At 41.1% G+C, this 22,957-nt stretch carries 11 protein-coding genes; 6 read left to right on the forward strand and 5 right to left on the reverse strand.

Annotated elements, in window-relative coordinates:
* The 5 genes from NCI00_RS28010 to NCI00_RS28030 all read right to left on the reverse strand — a co-directional run.
* On the reverse strand, positions 1-1,049 hold a 1,049-nt coding region (locus NCI00_RS28010), incomplete at its 3' end, for a PQQ-dependent sugar dehydrogenase family protein (RefSeq protein WP_510186811.1).
* A 90-nt stretch (positions 1,050-1,139) separates the two neighbouring features.
* Positions 1,140-2,984, reverse strand: a complete 1,845-nt coding sequence (locus NCI00_RS28015) for a 3-keto-alpha-glucoside-1,2-lyase-like domain-containing protein (protein WP_253533116.1) — start codon at positions 2,982-2,984, stop codon at positions 1,140-1,142.
* 338 nt (positions 2,985-3,322) lie between these two features.
* Positions 3,323-4,705 carry a replication initiation protein gene (locus tag NCI00_RS28020; RefSeq protein WP_253533118.1) on the reverse strand — a complete coding sequence of 461 codons (1,383 nt, stop codon included), beginning with the start codon at positions 4,703-4,705 and terminating at the stop codon, positions 3,323-3,325.
* An 882-nt stretch (positions 4,706-5,587) separates the two neighbouring features.
* On the reverse strand, positions 5,588-6,535 hold the full coding sequence (locus NCI00_RS28025) for a hypothetical protein (RefSeq protein WP_253533120.1): 948 nt from the start codon (positions 6,533-6,535) through the stop codon (positions 5,588-5,590).
* 20 nt (positions 6,536-6,555) lie between these two features.
* Entirely contained in the window at positions 6,556-7,497 is a 942-nt protein-coding gene (locus NCI00_RS28030; RefSeq protein WP_253533122.1) for a ParA family protein, read from the reverse strand.
* A 955-nt stretch (positions 7,498-8,452) separates the two neighbouring features.
* Between NCI00_RS28030 and NCI00_RS28035 the strand changes: the two genes are divergently transcribed.
* The 6 genes from NCI00_RS28035 to NCI00_RS28060 all read left to right on the forward strand — a co-directional run bounded on the left by NCI00_RS28035 (position 8,453) and on the right by NCI00_RS28060 (position 22,957).
* The gene (locus tag NCI00_RS28035; protein WP_253533124.1) at positions 8,453-11,587 is read left to right on the forward strand and encodes a SusC/RagA family TonB-linked outer membrane protein; all 3,135 of its coding nucleotides are present in this window, start codon (positions 8,453-8,455) and stop codon (positions 11,585-11,587) included.
* 42 nt (positions 11,588-11,629) lie between these two features.
* Positions 11,630-13,159 (forward strand): SusD/RagB family nutrient-binding outer membrane lipoprotein, encoded by a 1,530-nt coding sequence (locus NCI00_RS28040; RefSeq protein ID WP_253533126.1) that lies wholly within the window; start codon positions 11,630-11,632, stop codon positions 13,157-13,159.
* A gap of 270 nt (positions 13,160-13,429) precedes the next feature.
* The gene (locus NCI00_RS28045; protein ID WP_253533128.1) at positions 13,430-13,909 is read left to right on the forward strand and encodes an ankyrin repeat domain-containing protein; all 480 of its coding nucleotides are present in this window, start codon (positions 13,430-13,432) and stop codon (positions 13,907-13,909) included.
* A 127-nt stretch (positions 13,910-14,036) separates the two neighbouring features.
* Positions 14,037-15,230 carry an ATP-binding protein gene (locus tag NCI00_RS28050; protein ID WP_253533130.1) on the forward strand — a complete coding sequence of 398 codons (1,194 nt, stop codon included), beginning with the start codon at positions 14,037-14,039 and terminating at the stop codon, positions 15,228-15,230.
* Between the two features lie 122 nt (positions 15,231-15,352).
* Positions 15,353-19,468: a hybrid sensor histidine kinase/response regulator transcription factor gene (locus NCI00_RS28055; protein ID WP_253533132.1), complete on the forward strand. Its 4,116-nt coding sequence runs from the start codon at positions 15,353-15,355 to the stop codon at positions 19,466-19,468.
* Between the two features lie 354 nt (positions 19,469-19,822).
* Positions 19,823-22,957 (forward strand): SusC/RagA family TonB-linked outer membrane protein, encoded by a 3,135-nt coding sequence (locus tag NCI00_RS28060; RefSeq protein ID WP_253533134.1) that lies wholly within the window; start codon positions 19,823-19,825, stop codon positions 22,955-22,957.

A 22,957-nucleotide genomic window follows, 5' to 3' on the forward strand; every position in this document is an offset into this window, starting at 1 on the left:
GCACCTTGGTATTCTCCTTTTACTTTTTCGAGAACTACCCGCATAATGTTACTTTGACCTTGGTCGCCCACAAAAACTTGACCCGTAAACGGCCCGAAATCACCATTGGTTTCGTCCATGATAAGCTCGGCCGTCGAAACGCCATGCACACCGTAAGGCAACCAAACGGCAGGAAGCTGCACCATGTCATATTTTTCTTTCAACTGATACAAAAACTGAGGCGTTTCGTTACGGGTGTTTTCGGGTTTGATGGCGCGGTTGTTGGCATCTCTTTCTTGGCGGTTATCTCGTTCGGCAAAGAATTGTTTCTCGGTTAATTTTACGGGAGAATTTGGCAATTCAGCCCATTTCAATCCCGCAGGGTGTCCCATGAATCCGCCTTTTTTTACGGGAAAAATCCCGCCAGTTCCCATCCAATCTCCTTGATTGTCGGTGTACCAAAGCTCACCTTTAATCATACTGATACCAGCTGGAGAGCGAACACCGGTGGCGTACGGTTCGTATTTTCCGTCTGGTGTAATACGAAAAATCCAGCCACGGCCAGGAACCCGGCTTTCGCCTCTCCACCACTCTTCGTCGCCGAATGCTACGTTGCCGCTTACAAAAAAGCTGCCATCGGGGGCTACTTTTGGCCCGAAAGAATATTCGTGGTAGTGACCTGATAAGGCCCAAGCGTGTACGGTTTCGTAAATATCAGCTTTACCGTCGCCGTTTTTGTCAATCAGTTTTGTCAATTCACCTCGTTGGGCGCAGTACAAAAATCCATCTTTGTACGCAAGACCCAGAATCTCGTGCAAACCCGTAGCGAACTTTCTAAAATATGGTGTACGACTGGTAGGATTATCTACAATCCATACTTCACCCCGGCGGGTTGAGATTCCCAATGAGCCATTGGGTAAAGTAATCAAGCCACCGACTTCCAATATAATTCCCTCGGGGATGGGCGGGGTAATGATTTTATAAAAATCTTCTTCTTTTGGTGATTCTTGCGCTTTTACCATTGGCAGCGTTGCCAAAAGTAGTAAGGCTATTTGAGCAATTTTTTTCATTGTCATTATTTTGAGTTGTCTAGCAACATTTGTTAAGTAAGCGTTGCTGGATAATCTGTTAATTAAAAAGTAATGATTTGCAGACTATTTTTAGAAAAGGATGGCATATTTAACCGTCCCGTTAGTTACAGGAACAATCAACTCCTGACCGCCATTCACGTTTCTGATTTGCGGCACCACCGATTTGTCGGTCATTTGGATAAAATAAGACTTGTTGTTAACCGAGTACAGCCCTTCCGAAACCATTTCAATGTTGGTTCCTTCGGCGGCTCTCGCTACTAGGTTTTCGACTGGTTTTGCCAATTTTACTTCGCGTTCAAAATATTTGTTGTCTACAACCGAAAGACGGTCAGTAACGGGCGAGCCGAAAGCGATATAGTTGAAAGTCGGAGCGTCAGTATCATCCAATGCATATCCTTTAGGTACGTAACCGCTGCCCGTGGTATCTGCCTGCCATGCCGACTGACCATTTACTTTTCCAAGAAACATGTCATTGTTCAAAAGTGTAACACTACCGCGTGGGCGCGACGAACCATCGCCGCGGCTGTGCCACATTGGGGTGGCATCTAGGAATTCACCCCGCCAAACCTGCAATAAAGCACCTTTATCGAGGTCGTAAGTATAATGCAGATTGGCGGGACTTCCCACCGAAACCGCATGAACAATGCGGGTATTCTTAGCTTCGGGGGTCTTTTTGAAATCCATGAAGCTGCGCATAACTGTATTGGTAGGGGCAGTTACGAGTATCGGATCTACTCCACCACCTGTTGTAACCGAACTGGCAGTACTTAAAGACATCTCTCTAAAGCCAGGACCAGACACCCAAACCGCTAAACCTGGCCGCATATAGCCTTCGGTTTTGCTATTGAAAACTTCAATGGTATGCGCTCCCGCCGTGAGGTTTACTTTTCCTTGACGCATTGCATTTCTTGATTCAGCTGGGATTACATCTTTGCCATCAATTTTGAGGTAAGCATTGCCCGCAGCTTGCAATTTGAAGGTGTACTCACCGTCGGTGACAGCGGTGTATTTTCCGTTATAAATGTAAGCGAAGTTGTTGTTGTCTTTCAGAATTTCCCAAGAGAAGGCTTCCTTTTTACCCGTTTCGGCCACTTTTTGTTTTGAGAAATCTTCATTAGGTGCAAAGCTGCCGTAGTACGTTTTATAAGTAAGGTCGGACAATGTTCCTGGTTTTTTGTCGAAATTGTTAATGACAATATTTTTAATGGCCAACGAACCATGATCTCCCTGAATACGCAACGGACCAGAAGCTACGTCTTCTTTGGTCAGCGAGCCGCGAGTGGGACCGCTTACTTCTACGTTTTCGTGAATGGTTACACCGTTCAAAACAATCTTAAGAAACACCGCATTGGCGATTTTTTTTCCTGCGGCATCAAAGCGAGGCGCCTGATATGATATTTTGATATTTTGCCATAAACCGGGTGCTTTTGCTACGTTAAAACGTGGAGCATATCCTTCATATCCTTTTTCACCTTCTGGTTTGGCATCGTTCCAACGCTCGTAAATACCGCCATTGTCGTTGTATTTAGCCGTTTTTTTGCCCCAACTGTCAAAAAGCTGTACTTCATAGTTTCCCTGAAGATAAATGCCCGAATTGGATTCTTTTGTGAGCATAAAATCTAATTCTAGGTCTAAATCTCCGTGTTTGAAATTTGACACAAGCTCATATTCCTGGCCATATTTTCCTTTTTCGTGAATACAAACAAGAACGCCTTTGCCTGGTTTAGATTCTAAAACATTGACTTTGGAAATATCGGCAGTGACGTCTCCAGCAATGGACCAATTATTGGCTTTGTTGGTAAAGGCGCTGAGGTCATTGAGAGGGACAGCTGTTTGTGCAAAAACAGATGACGCAACAATCACTCCCGGAACGCAGGCGATAAATTGCGAAAAAATACTTTTGGGTTTGAACATAGAATGGTTATTCAATTGATAATTAATAAATTAATTCGTTTTAGGTCAAAAAGCCACCGTTTGATGTAAGATACTAATTGCCCTTTGTTTAGACAATAAAGTTAAGGAAGTTGATGGTGCGGTTTTGAATCCAAACTACAAAAGTAATTCATATTTTGAGATTGATAGAATCTAGGGTATCTATTCTAATTGGGATGAAGACATTGATTTATATCAAGAAATAATTATGCATGGGCTATTTCTCTTGTTGCAATATTTTGTCAATTTTATAACGGTATTATAACGACATAAAACTAATAAATTAAACAAAAGATATATGAAAAAAGAATATGCCATCCTTATCCATCCCATCCTAAAACCCTAAGCTGACTTTTGAGCGATTTCTCTAAAACTTCAAACTCCCGATCCATTTCTTCAAAAAGCGTTTGTCTCGCCTGCTTCACTTTAGAGAAAACCATTCCTTGAACCATCCCCTTTTTCATATTTTCGGCAATCGTTTGTCCTGGGTCATAAAAACGGCTGTTTTTGACTGAATTATGTATTTCAGTGCGCAATGTCTCATCTTCGCTCAATATCTTATCAACCATCCGTTTTTGGGTTTCATAATGCCCCACCTGTAGTTGCTCCAATTCAGCCGCCAAACGCTTCAGCAAATGATGGTTTTGCTTTTGTTGTTCTGCTACCTGCTGTTTTTCTTGTTTTGTCTCTTCTACCAAATCAAACAGATTAGATTGTATCATCATTTTCTGTAAGTAGCCCATTGGGTTACGAATCTTCCCTCCCAACGCAATTTGATTTTTGAGCAGCGTTATGCGCTGACGAACATGCTCGGGCGAGAATTGAGTAAGCCAGTCTTTTACCGTCTGTATATTTACGCCTTTAAATTCCTTGAGTAAACTGAAAATTTCAAGTGCTTCCTGAGACTCCTTGGACACAACTGGCAGTTGTATTATCGAATCAACAATGATATTGCTGGGTAATTCTTCGGTGAAATCAGCATTTCGCTCAATGAAGAAAATAATCGCATAAACCGCCTTACCTTTCTTTTCCTCTTCAAACGTAAAACGGATGTCCGTAAATTCTGAAAGGTCTTCTTGCGCTTTAATGATTACCCTTTGCTTGAAATTGGCGTAAAGTGGGTACTTATCCGATATGTCTAAAATTTCCTTTAACTCTTCAATCGTAAATTTCCGTTTTCCAATTCGTTCGTACTGTTTCAGCAACTCATAGATTCTGATTGAAAACGAACTTTGCAGGCGAAGTATATTTTTGATGTCGTACATCAGAAACTGCGTTTGTAATTGCAGCAAATGAGGTTTCATCTCTGGATGAAATGAAATCTCAATGTATTTCCCGACATTATTGTTTGTAAAACTTTTTACACCCGCCGCAATGTGGGTCAATAGCTCCATTTCGCCGTCGGGGGTAGATGCGACGGCCCTGATTTCTCGGCGGGCCAGTTTTTCAGCTCCTTCTTTCAGAAATTTGTAAGATTGCTTGTTTTGCTCCAACCCAAAATCGCTGATAATTTCTTTCAGGTAAATTCGGTAGGGCCTGAAATCTTCATCATCTTTATGAATCATCGTAAGGGTTTTTGTAAATACCCTCATTTCCCAAATGTCAAAACGATATTTACCTTCAACCAAGTCGTTAGACTTGCGAATTAATCTCACTAAACGTGGTTTCTCAATTTTTGATAACTGGTCGGATTGTTTGGCCATACAACTCCCTTTTTAGCTTAAAAATAACACCATAATTCACATAAATTATCAAAAACCCTAAAAATGTTATAGTTGAACCCTAAAAATGTTATAATTGAACCCTAATTTTGTTATAGTTAACCCTAATTTTGTTATAGTTAACCCTAATTTTGTTATAATAAACCTTATAATACATTGATTTTAAATTAGTTATGACACTCGAAAGCTTTTAAAAGCTTTTAAAAAGAAAAGAAACATCATCAGCGCTATTGTTGTTGATTTTAAAATTTCTTTTTCTAAATCCAATTTTCTTTTAGGGTAAAAATTTGATTATCAATGACTTAGTTGAAATGCCTGAATTCTCCTTTTTTTAAAAAATAAAGGCTTCCCGAACCCTAAATTTGTTATAATAACTTTTTTATCCACATACATAACCCCTAAAAAAGTTATAGATATTCAACGCATTTTGGGCTTTTTTCACTGACTTTTGATTCGTCAGGTGAGTTTTAGTGTTTTGTTGTTGGTTTTTCTATATATTTTTTCATTTGTAAAATACTTTTTGCCTCTTTTACCCTCATTTGGGTATATTTTTGGCGAGTTAAAAAATCAGATGAAGACCCCTAAAAATGTTATATAAATACCCCATTTTTGGGTTATGTTTCTGAACGATGTAAGATAAACCACCCTTTATTAATGACAATATATAATTATGTAACTTATTGATTATGAGAAAATAATAAAGCAACTATTACATTTTTAGGGCTTATTTGGGTACTAACTTTTACAGTTTAATGTACTGAGTGGGTAACATCAACTAAATGGTAAATGAGGTATAATAAAACAAAAATAGGGAGCATCCTTATCATGGAGGCACACAGTACGTGCCCGTCAATAAAAGTTAACCTAGGAAAGAGCCTGTAAATCAGAAACTAATTTTATAAGTTTATCGCAGGCGTCCTTTCTTCTTTGGGGATTTTTAAGTTTAGTCACGAGTGTACCGATTTCGTTAATCAATACATCGGCTGGGGTTACAGCATTAGTTTGTGCGATTCTTTGCGTTTTGGTAGATATTAGCGTTGATTCAATCTCTTCTAAAGAGTCCAACGGCTTTTTAATATTTTCCGTTTTTGTTAGCTGTTGAATCTGGCTTTTACTAATTTTTGTGGTACCCGCCAAAATAGAAAGCTTCAATTGCGGGCTAAGTTTTTCCAGGCCTTCTGCAAATTCTGCATCTCTTTTTATCGTTGCTTGGCCTACATTAAACTCCTGTGCGAGTTGCTCCGCGGTAGTCATTTTTTTCTCAGAACTGGCATAAGGATCATTTTGATCTTTATGCTCAGATGGCAAAATATCATAAAGCTCATTTTGAGCCTTATGGTTTGAACGTTCATATTTTCCCTTACTCTTACGCAGATTTAGGTATTTCATTCCCCGCAAATACGAGGCCTGTTCGGTACTTAAATTCCTTCTTCCAAGCTGGTTATCAATCATAAACCCTTTCACATCTTCGAGGGTGCTGTATGATACCAGATGAATTTGAAAATCAAGGGAATGTTTGACGCAAATATTAAAACGATTATGGCCGTCAATCAGGACGTATACTGGTCTTAGTGACGCTGAGTTTGGGGTGACTACATTTTCAAGAGTGGGCCAGACCAATAGTGCTTCTCGGCAACCTTCGTTCAAAATGTTGATTTCCAGTTGCTTTTTTTCTTCCTCTCCAAGCGGAGGAATCAGTGATTCTAGTTCAGGAAGAACCGTTATGTTTTTCTTAATTTCTTCGTGCTGCACAAAGGTGGAGCTTTGAAATATTTTTTGTTCGCCAAGGGAGGATTGATATTTTTTTGCCATTAGAACGAATAGGGAAGAGGTTAACCGATAATTTCTTTTGCCAGATTCATGTAATCTTTCGCGCCGTTGGAACTACCATCGTATCCAAAAATATCTATTTGCGAAATCTGAGACTCTTTCAAAGAGACATTCATCCTGATTTGAGTATTGAATATTTTAAAAGAATTCAGTTGAGAACGCACCTGCTCAATAATATCTCGGTGTATGTTTAATCGGTTATCAACCATCGTCAATAATACGCCTTCAATATGAAGCCCGCTATTGAGCCTACGCTGTACCTGAAAAATATGGTCAAATAAACCCTTGACCCCCTTTAGTGCAGATATTTCGGGTTGGAGGGTAATCAGGCAAGAATTGGCCGCAATAAGGGCGCTGGTGGTAAAAACATTGAGTGCTGGCGGACAATCAATTAGTATATAATCATATTCACTCAGTTTTGGTGCAATGGCTCTTTGTAATTGCAATTCACTTAGCACCATTCTAATCATCTCACTTTCTCGGCTAGCAAGGGTCAAATCGCTGGGAGATAAATCAAAATTGGGAGCAATGGAGTATACAGGCAGCGGCTCATCGTCAAGAACGGCGTGCATTACCTGCTTATCAGGGCTGTCAATGCCGAGGGCCTGCGATAAATTTCCCTGCGAATCCATGTCTATTACCAGTACTTTATAGCCATGAAGCACCAAGGCTTTTCCCAAATTGAGTGTGGTGGTGGTTTTGCCAACGCCGCCTTTATGGTTTACCACAGCGATTACCCTTGCTTTGGAGCGGTAAAATTCTTTCCATCCATACCCTACCAAAACAGGATAGAGTTTTGTAAGGTGATCTTGATTCAGTTCGCGTTCGCCGTTTAAAGATTTGGAAAGAGTTCCTTTGGGAATGGCCGCTTCCTTTTCGACTTTTGCCAAAGTCAGTCCTTCCTTGTTTTTGAGGAAGTTTAGTACCTGTTCGCCGGTAATCATATAAATGATTTTGGTGTTTTTTGTGGACAAATATAGGTATTTTGTCTATAAATGAAGACAATTGTGGCTCATTAATCTTAAAAAAACACTCTGTTTTTACAACAAGATATAGTTTAGGCTACCTACACATACATAAGTCATCGCAATCCCTGATAGTGTTAAGGGGAATTTACTGATTAAGAGGGCTTTAACAATAGACATAATTTCTAAGTGTATTCACTTGATTGTATATGCACCTCCGTTTTGCTTTTTTTATGACGGAATTTTCTCGTTTACTGGCCTCATTTGCCAGTACTGATGATATAAAGAAAAATTAATATTGCTCTTTAGCCTGGGGGGATGGGGTAGAAATTTCCACCTACTTGGCTTTAACACGGCATGTTAATTTTATAATTATTTCTATATCATTTATAATAATCACATTTACAGGCAGTACCAGCAGAACAATAAAGCATTTATTATGAACGAATCGGGTTTTGGCCATAAGTTAATTCTTACTAAACATTTGAGTAAGTCATATTATAAAAACGTTAATAATTTGTGGCGGAAAATTTATTTTACGCAAAAAATGAGAATCTCTTCTGCGAGTTTTTTGGAATCACGCAAATGCTACTAATTTTGCCCATCTTAAAAAATTGTGAATTAAATAGTACTTATCCAAGTAGTACATCATAATCCTGTGAGAGTATAGGGTAGTAGATGTATCAAAGTCTTTAATTAAAGACGGTACTTTCTATGAATGATTTTTTAATAGGAACTTTATCATTAGCTAAAAACCCTTTAATCTCAGCACCATTTTATCCAAACTTTCAACCTCAACACAGTTGGCCCGTTGCTGATTGCGGCGCTCCAGCACTCTTTTCGCTCTAACCGTTGCGTAAAGCTAACGCCGTGACTAATCACGGATAAGTTTGTCCTTACCTATTTTCTATTTTTAAATTCTAACACTAAACAAATGCGAAAACAACTATTCCCCTACACGTTGATGAAAAGCAGGAGTCGGTTCATGCTGTTGACCGGTTCAATTCTTTCCTTCGGTGTGTTAACCAGCGCTGGAATCATGGATGCTAATGCAGCGACTCCACCGATTCAGAAGGTTCAGGTAAACGCACAGGAGGTTACTGGAACCGTAACCGACGAAAACGGGTCGCCGCTTCCCGGCGTCAACGTAATTGAGAAAGGAACCACCAACGGTTCACTCACCGATTCAGAAGGTAAATTTAAGCTGTCGGTAAGAAGCGATAAATCTATCATTTTGTTTTCGTTTATCGGTTATGCTACCCAAGAGATAGAAGTAGGCACCAAAACCTCCTTTTCGATTCGCTTGACCACTGATACCAAAATACTAAGTGAGGTGATTGTGACAGCCTTAGGGGTAAAGCGGGAAGAAAAGTCGTTGGGATATGCCGTACAAAAGGTAGCAGGGCCTTCATTGCAGACCGTCAAAGGGGTAAGTGTGGGTACTTCACTCACAGGTAGAGTGGCTGGTTTGTGGGTACGTAACAGTACTGAATTTAACCAAATGCCAGCGCTCAGCTTACGTGGTGAGACTCCATTGTTGGTTATTGACGGGGTTCCCTACAACAATATATCCCTTAATAACATCGCCCAAGACGACATCGAAAGTATTGACGTTTTGAAAGGGCCTACCGCTTCGGCGTTGTACGGTTCTCGCGGAGGGAGTGGGGCCATCATCGTTACTACTAAAAAAGGTTCAGCCAACAAAGGCTTGACGGTGACGGTCAACACCAACAACATGTTCAACGCTGGCTTCCTGATGCTTCCAGAAGTACAGCAGTCGTACAGTGCAGGTATCGGGGGAGTATATGACCCTACCGATTACATCTGGGGCCAAAAGCTCGACATTGGTATTAAAGCAAACCAATGGAATCCCATCACCAAACAGATGGAAATGCAAGAGCTTACGTCAAGAGGAAAGAATAACTTCCGCGACTTTTTGGTGCCAGGGCTGATCACCAACAACAGCATCAGCGTTGCCCAAACGGGTGAAAACGGTAGCTTCCGGACTTCATTGACGCATATTTATAACAAAGGACAATACCCGAATCTAAAATCTGACGCCTTCAACTTCACGTTGGGTGGGGAGATGAAAGTGGGAGATCGTTTTAAACTCTCCAGCCAAATGGGTTACAACAAACGCAATGCTCCGCAAATAACGGGTGCTGGGTATAGCGACCAAGGTTATATGTATAATATCCTAATGTGGATGGGACCAGAGTACAATTTGTCAGAATACAAAGACAACTATTGGTTGATTCCAGATGTACAACAAAACTGGCATTATAAGGCTTGGTATGATAACCCATATCTCATCGCAAACGAAAAATTGTGGGGTGTTTATGAAAATAGGTTGAATGCTAACTTGACAGCTACTTACAAACTTTTTGAGGGAGCCAACTTAATTATTCGTCCTGGTTTTGATATGTACAGCAATGACGAAACCAAGCGCAATCCGCCAAACATTCTCTCCAATCGGGGATGGGACACGCCAGGCTTATATGCTATCAACAAACAAACGGGCTGGAGTTTCAACGGCGATGCCTTGCTTACTTATAACAAAACCATTGGTGATTTAGGGATTGACGCACTTGCGGGTGGAGCCATTTATGCTTTAAAAAATAATAACTTGTACAGTGCCACACGAAGTGGTATCTTGATTCCGGGCTATTATTCACTCAACAACTCCGTAGAAAGGCCTAACGTAAGTGTGGCTGCCAGTGCAAAGCAAGTGAATAGTGTATATGGGAAACTGACACTATCTTACAAAAATATGCTCTTCGTGGATGCCACCGGACGTAATGACTGGAGCTCGACCATGCCCCAAAGCTCGCGTTCGTATTTCTATCCATCCTTGGGAGGAAGCTTCGTCATCAGTGAAGTGTTAGGTTCTTTACCGTCGTGGCTTGACTTCTGGAAATTGCGTGGCTCTTGGACGCTTTCAAAGTCGGATTTGGGAATTTATGCTACCAACCAAACGTACAGCACTACGATTGGTACTTGGAATGGCCTCAATGCGGGAAGTTATCCTACTACGATTCGTAACGCCGATAACATCCTTCCCGAAACCAACAGGACTTGGGAAATCGGAACAGCAGCTTATTTCCTGAAAAAACGCTTGAAATTGGATATTGCCTACTTTAATAAGTACAATTACAACCGCCAGACCAATGCCAATATTTCTTCAGCTTCTGGGTTTGTGAATACGCTCATTAACTGGGACGAAACACTCGTAAGAAGAGGGCTTGAAGTGAGTTTAGACGCTACGATTCTTAAAAAGAACGACTGGCAGTGGGATGCTGTAGCCAACTATTCTTTCAACCACCGCTATTATAAAGAAATCGCACCAAACTCAGCTAAAAATGCATGGACAGTAGCGGGTGGACGTGTAGATACTTATACTGACCGTGTTTGGTTGACTGATCCAGCGACGGGAAGCCTTATCCACCGCGCCAACGGCTTACCACTTCTAAGTGATTTTAGCTACTTGCGTGGGTATACTGACCCGAAATTCTTGTGGGGTTTTGCCAATACAATCAAGTACAAGCAATTCAACTTGATGGTGAACTTCGACGGACGCGTCGGTGGTGTGTTGAACAACTATACATCGTACAAAATGTGGGACACTGGCTCGCACCCAGATTCGGATAACCAATGGAGATATGATGAGGTTGTGAATAAAACTAAGTCTTTTACTGGAAATGGGGTTATTGTAAAATCTGGAACTGTTACGTTTGACAGCTTTGGCAAAATTACTAATGATACACGGGTATTTGCCCCTAATGAGGCCAAGGTTTCTTACCAAGATTATTCACGTTCTTACGGAGACGGTACTCGCGGTATTACAGATGCAACTTTCTTTAAATTGAGAGAGGTGTCGTTGGGTTACAACCTTCCCTCACCTGTTGCGAAGTTGCTCGGTGCACGTTCAGGTTCTATCTCTTTAACAGGTCAAAACGTGTGGATGTGGACCAAAGCCTTCCGCTTTGCCGATCCTGATAAAGCGGATGATACGCAGCTTACTTCACCATCGGTTCGCTACATGGGCGGTAACATCACGTTAACGTTCTAATAACACAGGGCTGATTGTTAATCACATCTAAAAGCATTACGTATGAAATTTACTTGGAAAAAATACTTACTTATTGGCGTTGTGGGTCTCTCGATGGGTAGTTGCTCAAAGTTTGAAGAAATCAACACCAACCCCAATGCCGCGACCAAAGCGTCGGCACCACTGCTTGCTACTACACTTATCCTGGATATTTCCAGAAATTCGCTCGGAAGCATCGGGTCAATGATGAATGGCAAGTCTATCATCCGGATGGAATTCCCCGAAAATGCGCAGTACAATTACCTAGGACGCGCAAGTTTTGACGGACTTACGGTGCTCAACAACGTTGAGAAAATGATTGAACTTGCCCCCGAAGGTGCCTACAAAAACTCCTATACGGCATTGGGTAAATTCGTGAAAGCCTACAAATTCTTCTGGTTGTCAATGCAGGTGGGTGATATTCCCTATGCAGAGGCATTATTGGGAGAAAAAGGAACATTGAACCCTAAATACTCGAACCAAAAGGAAGTAATGGCAGGGGTACTCAATGAACTCGAAGAGGCAGATAAACTTTTTGCTGCGGGTATCAAATTCGACGGCGATCCTATTTACGGTGGCGACATCACGAAATGGAGAAAGTTTGTAAACACCTTTGAACTTCAGGTTTTGCTCCATTTGTACCGTAAAACTGGGGAGGCTGATTTAAAAGTCAAAGAAAGATTTAATACCATTGTAACCAGCAAGCCGATTTTTGAGAGCAATGCCGATAATTTTCAGTTGGTGTATGCCGACCTTGCCGGGCAACGCTATCCTTTCTATAAACTGGGTAACACGACGCGTCTGTACACCATGATGACAAATGTGGTTGTGGATAAACTGAAAGATTTGAACGACTATCGTTTGTTCTACTACGCCGATCCTTCACCGGTGAAAATAGCCAAAGGGGCTGCCGTAGATAGCTGGGATTCTTACTTAGGTTTTGACCCTTCCATGGTCTATGCAGAGTTGACGACCATTTTTGGAGGCAAAGATTATTCTAATGTAAACAGCCGCTATTTGGAGCTTGCCAATGCCGAGCCGGTGTATGTACTGAGTTATGCCATGTTGAAATTTATGCTGGCTGAAGGGGCTGTTCGCGGCTGGATTACGAGTTCGGCAAGCACCCATTACACCGACGGTATCAAGGCAAGTATGAAGTTTACGGCTGGATATACACCCGATAATGTGCTTTTCCATCACAATCGCAAAATGACGGATGCCTATATTGATTCATACGTTGCTTCGGATAAAGTAAAACTGAAGACGACGGCAGGTGAGCAAGTGCAGCTTGAGCAGATTATTACGCAGCGCTACTTGAGTACGTTCATGCTTCACGCACCGTTTGATGCCTTCTTTGAAAACCGTCGTACTGGTTTTCCAGTCTTTCCGGTTAACCCCAAATCAAACTTGAACGTACCAGCAGATAAATTACCAGTTCGGTGGCAGTACCCGCAAAAGGAACTGGATTACAACACCGCCAACGTAAATAGTGCCATCCAGTCGCAGTATGCAGGTAGCGACGATTTTAACAAAACCATGTGGATTCTTCAATAATTAAGTAAGTATCCTCAAAGTGAAAGGCTCGTGTGTAACCCACACGGGCCTTTGCTTTTTTTGTAGGTTGAGCTGGATAAACGCCCACTTTTCAGTTTTGAAAAGATTAGTAAATGTTAAATCGAGTTCAGTTATAGACCAGATACTTTTACAAATTGTAAACATTTAGTAATTTGAGCCATAACTAAACGTCTTTAGCGCTACTCATGCGCAGTAATGCCTGTAAACTACAACAGTTCAGAAAATCTTTACTCAAAATAGATACTTGTTATGACAGCTTTAATGAATGCCATCAATAAAAATAACTTTTCACTCGTTGAACAACTCATTCAAAATGGCGTGGATGTCAATGAGTTGGATGCAAATCAGGATGCTCCCTTGGTCATGGCAGCTTATAAGGGATATAACCAAATTGTTAAATTACTATTAGAGTCGGGTGCTGATGTGGGTGCCGTTGACCCGGGTATGAAAGCCACGGCTTTACACGCCGCTGCCTATGCTGGCCGAACAGAAGCGGCTAAACTCTTGATAGAATACAACATTGACATCAATAAGCAAGGCCCTTATAATGGTTATACTGCCCTACACGATGCGATTTGGCAGGATAACGTCGAAATTGTTAAATTACTGTTGGCGGCCAATGCAGATTTGAGTCTTCTTTCGCACGATGGAAAATCTCCTTTGGATTTTGCCAAATCCAAAAATCGCAAGGAAATTGTAAATCTCATCCAAACCAAACTAGGGAAGTAATTTCAATTGCTTCCCTAAATCGTAAGTTCAGAGGTTTTCGTTAATAATTGTATTAGATAGAATACACTCTATTTTGCATATTAAATTGTGCAAAATAAAATTATATTTGCATATTAAATTATGCAAAATGGAGGTTTTATTAGAAACATCAGAGCGCTTATCGAAATTTACGACTGATTCTTTTAGGCGGAGGCTTTACCAGAAAATCAATTGGGAAAATCGTTTAATTGGAATTAAAGGCGCACGCGGGACGGGCAAAACCACCCTGATGCTCCAACGGATGAAATCACTGGGGAAATCCAGCACCGAGGCGGCGTATTTTACCCTAGACGATTTGTATTTTACTACCCATTCGTTGGTTGAAACAGCCGCTGAATTTAGAAGAAAAGGAGGAAAAATACTGTTTCTGGACGAGGTACATAAATACCCAAACTGGGCAACTCACCTTAAAAACCTCTATGATTTATACCCTGATTTACAACTTATTTTTACTGGGTCTTCCATTGTAGATATTTCCCGTCAGGAAGTGGATTTGAGCCGGCGTGTATTGATGTACGAGTTGCCAGGATTATCGTATCGCGAATACTTGGCCTTTGAGGGAATTGTGACGATTGAGGCGCTACCGCTGCCCTTACTCCTTTCTGAAAATCAGGATTGGAAGCCTTTTTTCCCTGCTGGATTTAAGCCATTACAGTATTTTGAAGCGTATCTTAGTTCAGGCTATTATCCATTTTTTAGGGAAGACAAAGCAGGATATAGGCACCGAATCCAGCAATTGATTCGGATGATTGTGGAATATGACATGGCTGAGCTAAAAGATTTTGACATTCGCAATGCCAAAAAAATGCTGCAACTCCTCTATGTTTTGGCCGAAAACGTTCCATTTAAACCCAATTTGTCAGAATTGGCCGATAAAAGCGGTATTCATCGCAACTCAGTCAATAATTATTTGCATTATCTGGAACAAGCAAAATTGATAAAGTTGCTATACCGAGGCGGAACAGGAATGGTGGCTTTGCAAAAACCCGAAAAAATTTACTTAGAAAATACCAATTTAGCCTACGCTTTATCGCTTCAAAAACCAGATACTGGAAACCTTCGTGAGACCTTTTTTTTGAATCAAGTAGGCTATGGGCATTCGGTGCAAGAATCGTCCGTGAGTGATTTTTTGGTGGAAGGTTTGTATACGTTTGAAGTAGGAGGCAAACACAAGGGCAAAAAACAAATTGAGGGAATTCAAAAGGCTTATTTGGTAAAAGATGATGTTGAATCTGGGTTTGGGACAACCCTGCCGCTTTGGTTGTTCGGATTTCTATACTGATATACGGGCGTAAGAAAAGTTACTACTTAGTCTTTTGATAATGGTTGCATCGAATAAATCAATAAAAGGGGTACATTTATTAGCGCCAAAACCATGGAAGTTCGTATTTGAAGGAGGTCAAGATGAAAAATATTTTATATATAGTTCTTCTAGTTTTGGGAGTCCATTATTCCTTTGGACAGCAAAAAGAATATAACTTCATCAATTTTAGTAGTAAGAATGGGCTTGCTTCAAATACCGTAAATACCATTATAAAAGATAAACATGGCTTTATGTGGTTTGGGACCGAAGACGGCCTAAATAAATTTGATGGGCATAATTTTACGGTATATCGACACCGAGAAAATGATACAACAAGTATAGGAAGAGGGGCTGTGATGGCGATGTTGGAAGATAAAGAAGGCAATTTATGGATTGGTACCAACATTACACTATCCGTTTACAATAGAAATTTAAACAATTTTATCAATTACGATTTTACCAAAATTGGTTGGATACGGAGTTTATGCGCCGACCATAACGGCAATATTTGGGTAGGAACCTATAGTGGCCTGTTTTATTTTAATACCAAAACCCACAAAATAAACGCTTATAAAGTTGACCCAAAGGATGATAGAGCATTAAACTCTGAGATGATCCTTTGTGTATTTGAGGATAGCAAAAGCAATGTTTGGGTCGGGACAAAAGTTGGACTACATCTATTTAACCCTAAAGAGGGAAGTTTTAAAAGATTTCTTCATAATAAAGATAATCCGAACAGCATCTCAGATAACACCGTTAGAACCATAGCCGAAGATAAATATGGAAACCTATGGATAGGAACATCTGAAGGGGGCTTAAATGTGATGAATGCACGAAGTCAAACTTTCACCCACTTCAAAAATAGCAAGTCCGATAACAACACATTGAGCAACAACAGTATCTTCAAACTTTTATTTGACAATACGGGTAAACTATGGGTTGGAACCGAGGATGGACTCAATATATTTGACCCTAACAATGGGAAAGTTCAAAGGGTAAAAAGCTCAATATCAGGAAAATATAGTGCAATGGGGGGCTTCGTTGGCCGTTCTGTCAGGGATATTTACTTAGATAATTGTGGGATTTATTGGATTAGTACCCTTCAAGGCGGCGTAAATAAATATGATGTTAACCTGGCATTTTTCAATCATAAACAGTTTAATCCATCCGATGCAAATGGACTGACTGCGGGTTCTATTACCTCATTTGCCGAAAGTCCATCGGGGGATATTTACGTGGGTACCGACGGTGGTGGACTCAATATCTTCAATAAAAAAACAGGCTTCATCAAACGCTTTGTTCTCAACAAAACAAAAGAGAATGGAGAGGTTATTTTGGCTTTGGAGCCGTGGGGCAATGAGCTTTGGGTAGGTACGTACCTCGACGGCCTCTATGCAATAAACACAACCACAAATACCGTAAGGAATTTTGCTATCAGTAAAAGTAAAACCGATTTCTCTAATATCCCCATCAACTGCTTAAAGGCTGACCGTCAAGGAAATATCTGGATTGGTACAAACGGAAACGGGATATATATGTACCATCCAAAAACGGGAGAGTTGCTTCATTTTGATAAAATATTGCCTCTAAATGGTGGGCGAAATCTATTTTTAAACGGATATATTACTACTATTGAAGAAGATAAACAGGGCAAACTGTGGTTCGGTTCAAACGGCTCGGGGATTGCAGTATTTGACCCTATGCAGAAAACGTTTGTTGTCTTAAATCACGGTAACAGCAAACTTCCTTTAGATAGGGTTTTGAGCATTTATTGCAGCAAATTAGGGCATATTTGGGTAGGTGTATTTGGAGGGGGACTATGTCTGTATAATCCTAAAAATAAGGAATTTAGCCAGTACAGTGAAGAACAGTTGCTTTCCAACGGAGTGATTTATAAAATTCTAGAAGATGAATTTGGTAAATTATGGGTAAGCACCAATAAGGGCATAAGTACTTTCGACCCTAAAAAAAGCATATTCAAGAATTATACCTATCACAATGGCATACAGCAAAGTACCTTTAATGTGGGGGCAGGGCTAAAAACAAGCTCGGGCGAAATGTATTTTGGCGGGCTCGACGGCTTTAATTACTTCTACCCAAAAATACTTTACCAGAACAAGAATGTACCGCCAATTGTCATTACAGACTTGAAAATCAATAACAAAAGCGCTAATCCAATAGACAATTCAGAAATCACCGACTACATATCTGTTGCCAAAGAGATTAATTTGAGCTACCGACAAAACTTTTCATTAGACTTTGTCGCGTTGAATTATACCGCCCCGCACGAAAGCCAATATTCCTACATGTTGGAAGGTTTTGACAAAGAATGGAATAATGTAGGCTCCGTTACCACGGCCGTTTACACCAACTTAGACCCCGGAAAGTACACGTTCAGATTAAAGGCAAAAAGCGAAGATGGCTCTTGGTACTCCCCCGAAAAAACCATCGCTATTGTCGTAAATCCACCTTTTTGGCGCACTTACTACGCTTATTTTATCTATTTGGCCCTCTTGATGACCGCACTTTGGGCCATACGAAGACGAGGAATACAGAAATTGAGAAATGAATTTGCTTTGGAGCAAGAACGCCTTGAAGTGAAGCATTTAATAGAAAAAGAACGAAATGATGCCGAACGAAAAATGGAGTTGGAACAGGTGAAAATAAAATTCCTGACCAATTTGAGCCATGAATTAAAAACGCCACTCACGCTTGTCTTAAATCCCATCGAAAGTCTGTTGTTTCAGGAAAAAAGCATTGAAAAACTGGATACCCTGAATCTAATCAACAGAAACGCAAAACGACTCTTGAACCTTGTAAACCAATTACTTGATTTTCGTAAAATAGAAGACAATGAGCTGAAGTTAAACCTTGCCGAAGATGACCTTGTATCCTTTGCAAAGGAGATTGTAGATTCATTTAAATACATTTCGGAACGAAAAAACATTCAGCTTGATTTTAAAAGCGCCTTTAATGAGTATCACACAATATTTGATAAGGAAAAGCTAGAGCGTATCTTATTAAATTTACTTTCTAATGCTATTAAATTCACCAATGAAGAAGGGAAGGTCTATTTCAGGATTGATGCGGAGGCTGAAAATGGGATAAAACTAACCATTGAGGATACAGGAATAGGAATGCCAACTGATGTGTTGGAAAAAATATTTGACCGGTTTTATCAAATCAACACCACCCCAAACATCCTCAATCAAGGTAGCGGCATTGGACTTTCAATCACTCAGGAGTTTGTGAAACTTCATGGTGGCACCCTAAAAGTGGAGAGTGAAGAAGGTATAGGAAGTGTTTTTACGGTGTATTTGCCTCTGGTTTTACTATCAAACCAATCGTTAACTTTAGCGGACGCCCAAGATAAAAAGCAGGAGATTGCAATGCCTCTAACCAGTGGAGATGAAATCGACGAGCATTCAAAAATTGGAAAGCCAGTACTATTAATCGTCGATGACAGTGAAGACCTTAGAACCTATTTAAAAGAGAATTTAAAAGCAAAATATAAAATCATTGAGGCATCAGATGGAAAACAAGGTTGGCAAAAAACCCTTGCGTGCCATCCAGAGATAATTGTAAGCGATGTAAACATGCCCAACATGGACGGCAGGGCCATGGTTCGGAAAATCAAAAACGATAATCGAACCCAGCACATCCCAGTCATTTTACTCACGGTATTGGCCGAAGAAATTGACCAATTAAAAGGACTTGAAACAGGAGCAAACGATTATCTTACCAAGCCCTTTAATTTTCAGCTTTTGAACATGAAGATAAACAACCTGCTCAACCTTAACACTACCTTAAAAAATACCTACAGTAAACACATTAATCTCGAAACTCCCGAAATTGAACTCGTTTCAGAGGATGAGAAATTTCTGCTGAAAATCTCGCGCTATGTTGAAGACCACATTGAAGACCCAGACTTGTCGGTGGACATTCTGAGCAAAACAATGTTTATGAGTCGAGGCACGCTGTATAATAAGGTGTTGAGTCTGACGGGAGAAACCCCCGTGGAATTTGTGCGCTCCATAAAACTGAAAAAGGCGGTGGCACTGCTGGAAAAAAGCGATATGAAGATTTCGCAAATTGGCTACGCAGTAGGGTTCTCTAACCCTAACTATTTTGCAAGGGCATTTAAGGCTAAGTACAATGTGTCGCCTTCTGAGTACATTCAACTAAAAAGAGATTCTGCAAAAAGTACGCCCCGCTAGGCGGCTCCATTTTCACTTACTGGTTTTCTTCGTTATCGACGTTCAATTTTATTGGGTGCCTGAGTCATTGTTATAACTAAATAAAGAAAATTTAAAATAAACTCAGCTTCTTTTTACCCTGTCTCTGGGCCAGTAAGCTTCTGTACAATTATAGCCTGACTTTACCCACCACTCGAAAGGCTGAGCCCTTTTTGTGATACTTTATGTGTCAAATTGACAATTTTAAACATTTGGAACATAGATTTGGTGAAACGTGCTACTTAGTTTTTTGTGAGCGCGCTTACTTTACATCCACAAATAATCGACCGTACTAAGGAAGATTATATAATTTATTCAACCAATCATATTTATATCATGAAACAACTCAACCTCTCCATTTCACAGTGGCAAAATAAACATTGCTATTGGGCGTGGTGTATTTTGCTGTTGATCCTTTCGGGATTTACAGTCAACGCACAGACCGTAAAGGGTATCATTAAATCAAAAACGAACGGGGTAATACCAGGTGCTTCGGTATTGGTAAAAGGAACTGCAAGAGGAACTACGGCCAACAATGAGGGGGTCTATTCAATCAATGCCTCACCCAATGAAACTTTGGTCTTTAGCTCAATTGGCAATAAGACCCAAGAAGTGGTGGTAGGAAACCGCTCCACCATCGACATCGTATTAGATGAAGACCAGTCAACGCTAAATGAGGTAGTGGTTGTAGGATATGGTACGCAACGCAAGCGAGACGTAACGGGAGCGGTTGTTTCAGTTACCGAGGCTACGTTGAAAGAAGTACCTGCCCCAAACCTGCTTAACCAACTCAAAGGACGTGCGGCGGGGGTGTCTATTGTAAGCAACGGCTCTACGCCCGGTAGTCAGGCATCCATTCGTATCCGTGGCAATCGCTCCATTACAACTGGTAACGGTGACGGTCTTGACGGCCCGCTTGTGGTGGTAGATGGTATTCCGTTTGGAGGGCTGAATGACATAAACCCCGACGATATTGCGAACCTTGAAATCTTGAAAGATGCCTCAGCAACGGCCATTTTCGGTTCGAGAGGTGCCGGTGGTGTAATCTTGATTACCACCAAAAGAGGGAAAGTAGGCAAGCCGATTCTGACGTATGATGGCTACCACGGTGTGACCAGCATCATGGGCAAATACAATGTCATGAATGGTGAGCAATACGCAAAATTTAAGGAGCAATCGGCCGCGCTAAACACCCAAGGAGCAGGTACTACGGCCTATCCATTGACCGAAGAAGAAAAGGCGAACCTTGCCGCGGGTGTTTCTACCGATTGGCAGGATTTAATGTACAAACAAGGATTTAACACAAGTCATCAGCTCGGATTACAGGGCGGGGTAGAAAATACGCAATACAGCATGGGGCTTGGCTATTTTAATGAAACGGGTATTATGCCAAACCAAAACTTTGACCGTTTTACAATCCGTGCCACCATCGACCAGAAAATTGGAAAACGGGTTAAAATTGGTTTAAACACAATCAATACGCTTACGCGTAGAAACGACCCTGCGGGTGGGGGTGTTCCGACAGAGTTGGTTCGTTTATCGCCACTCATCAAGCCATACAATGAAGATGGCACTGTACTCCTGAACCCTAAACGCGGAACGATTGAAGCACAAGCCGTAAGTCCACTTACCCTTATTTCACGCGGGGATGATATTCTTTCCAACGAGCGTTCTATCCGAACATTCAATAGTTTATACGCAGAAGTAAACATTTTAGATGGCTTAAGATACCGTTTCAACGCTGGTCTTAACTTCAGCCAAGTGCATTTTAATGGCTACGGGCCGCCAAATACATTTGTCAATACAGGCGTTGACCAAAATGTTTCCAACGCTGATATTAGAAATACCGAATATTGGGACGTAAACATGCAGCATTTGCTTTATTACGATAAAACGTTTGCCACCAAACACAGAATTGGTTTGACTGCGCTCTATGAAATTACCAAAAACCATAATTTGGGGAGTAGTTTTAACGTAAGAGGGGTTCCCGCCGATTACATTCAAACGGCCAACTTCTCATTGGCTTCTGGTCAGCCTACAGGCAGCGGAAGTTTTGGTGAAACTGGGCTATTGTCTTATATGGCTCGTTTAAACTATACATTCAATGATAAATACATCCTGACGGCTACGTTCCGCCGCGATGGGTCTTCTACATTATCGCCTGGTAATCAATACTTCAACTATCCAGCAATCGGTTTGAGCTGGAATCTCATTGATGAGCCGTTTATGAAAAACCTAAGCTTCTTGTCAAACTTGAAACTGCGAGGTGGATGGGGTATTTCGGGTAACCGCAACGTAGGTGCTTATGCTACCCTGGGAGCGCTCTCAACGGGTTACTATAACTTCGGTACAACTACGGCTGGTCAGGCACTTGCCTATACCGTAACCAGTCTGCCGGCGAGTGATTTGGGTTGGCAGTCAACGTCCCAGACGGATATTGGTTTAGAAATAGGTTTATTTAATAACCGTATCACGGGGTCATTTGATGTGTATTATCAAAAAACCAAAGACATTTTGCTTTCGGTCAACCTCCCCCAAAGTAACGGTGCGGGCTCTACCCTTAAAAACTTAGGAAGAACCGAAGGAAAAGGCTTTGAAGCATCATTGACGTTTGACATATTTAGAAACAAGGGTGGCTTTAATTGGAGCACAGATGTGACCTATTTCTTAAATCGTGAAAAAATCACGCAGCTTACCACCCCGCAGGAGTTGGATAATAAAGGAAACTTCTGGTTTGTGGGACATCCACTTACGGTCATTTATGACTACAACAAAATCGGTATCTGGCAGCAGGCGGATTTGGATAACGGTACGTTGAAAAAACAAACATCACCCGTGCAGCTTCCCGGTGAAATAAGAGTGGAAGATGTCGACAATAACGGGGTTATTGATGCCAATGACCGTAAAATTATCGGCAATTTTCAACCGAAATGGGAAGGCGGTTTGACCAATAGAATTAGCTTCAAAGGATTCGATGTGTCGTTTGTCACCTTCGCCCGGATGGGAATGAAAGTGGTAGTGCCGTACTTATCGGGTACTTCTGGTGGCGGTTCTGGTTTTGGTTTCCTTAACCAAGGTCGTTCAAACCAATTAGTGATGGATTACTGGACCCCCGAAAACCCAACCAATGCCTTCCCAAGGCCTGATGCAGGCGGTGGTGTGCGCAACTTTACATCTACAACTTCTTATCAAGACGGCTCTTTCATTAAAATGAGAAGTATCAACGTAGGTTATACGGTCAATGCCAAGGTACTTAACAAAATCGGGGTTTCTTCGGCCCGTATTTACCTGAATGCGACCAATCCTTTTATCATTTATTCCCCGTTAGTAAAAGCCAAGCTTGCAGTTGACCCCGAAGGGAATGGCTACGGTAACACCATTCAGGGAGGTAATTTTAACCGTTTTGTTACCGTAAACTTAAACAACCCTCCGGTTCGTCAATATACATTAGGTTTAAATCTTAAATTTTAA

The organism is Runella salmonicolor, from assembly GCF_024158025.1.
Lineage (GTDB): Bacteria > Bacteroidota > Bacteroidia > Cytophagales > Spirosomataceae > Runella > Runella salmonicolor.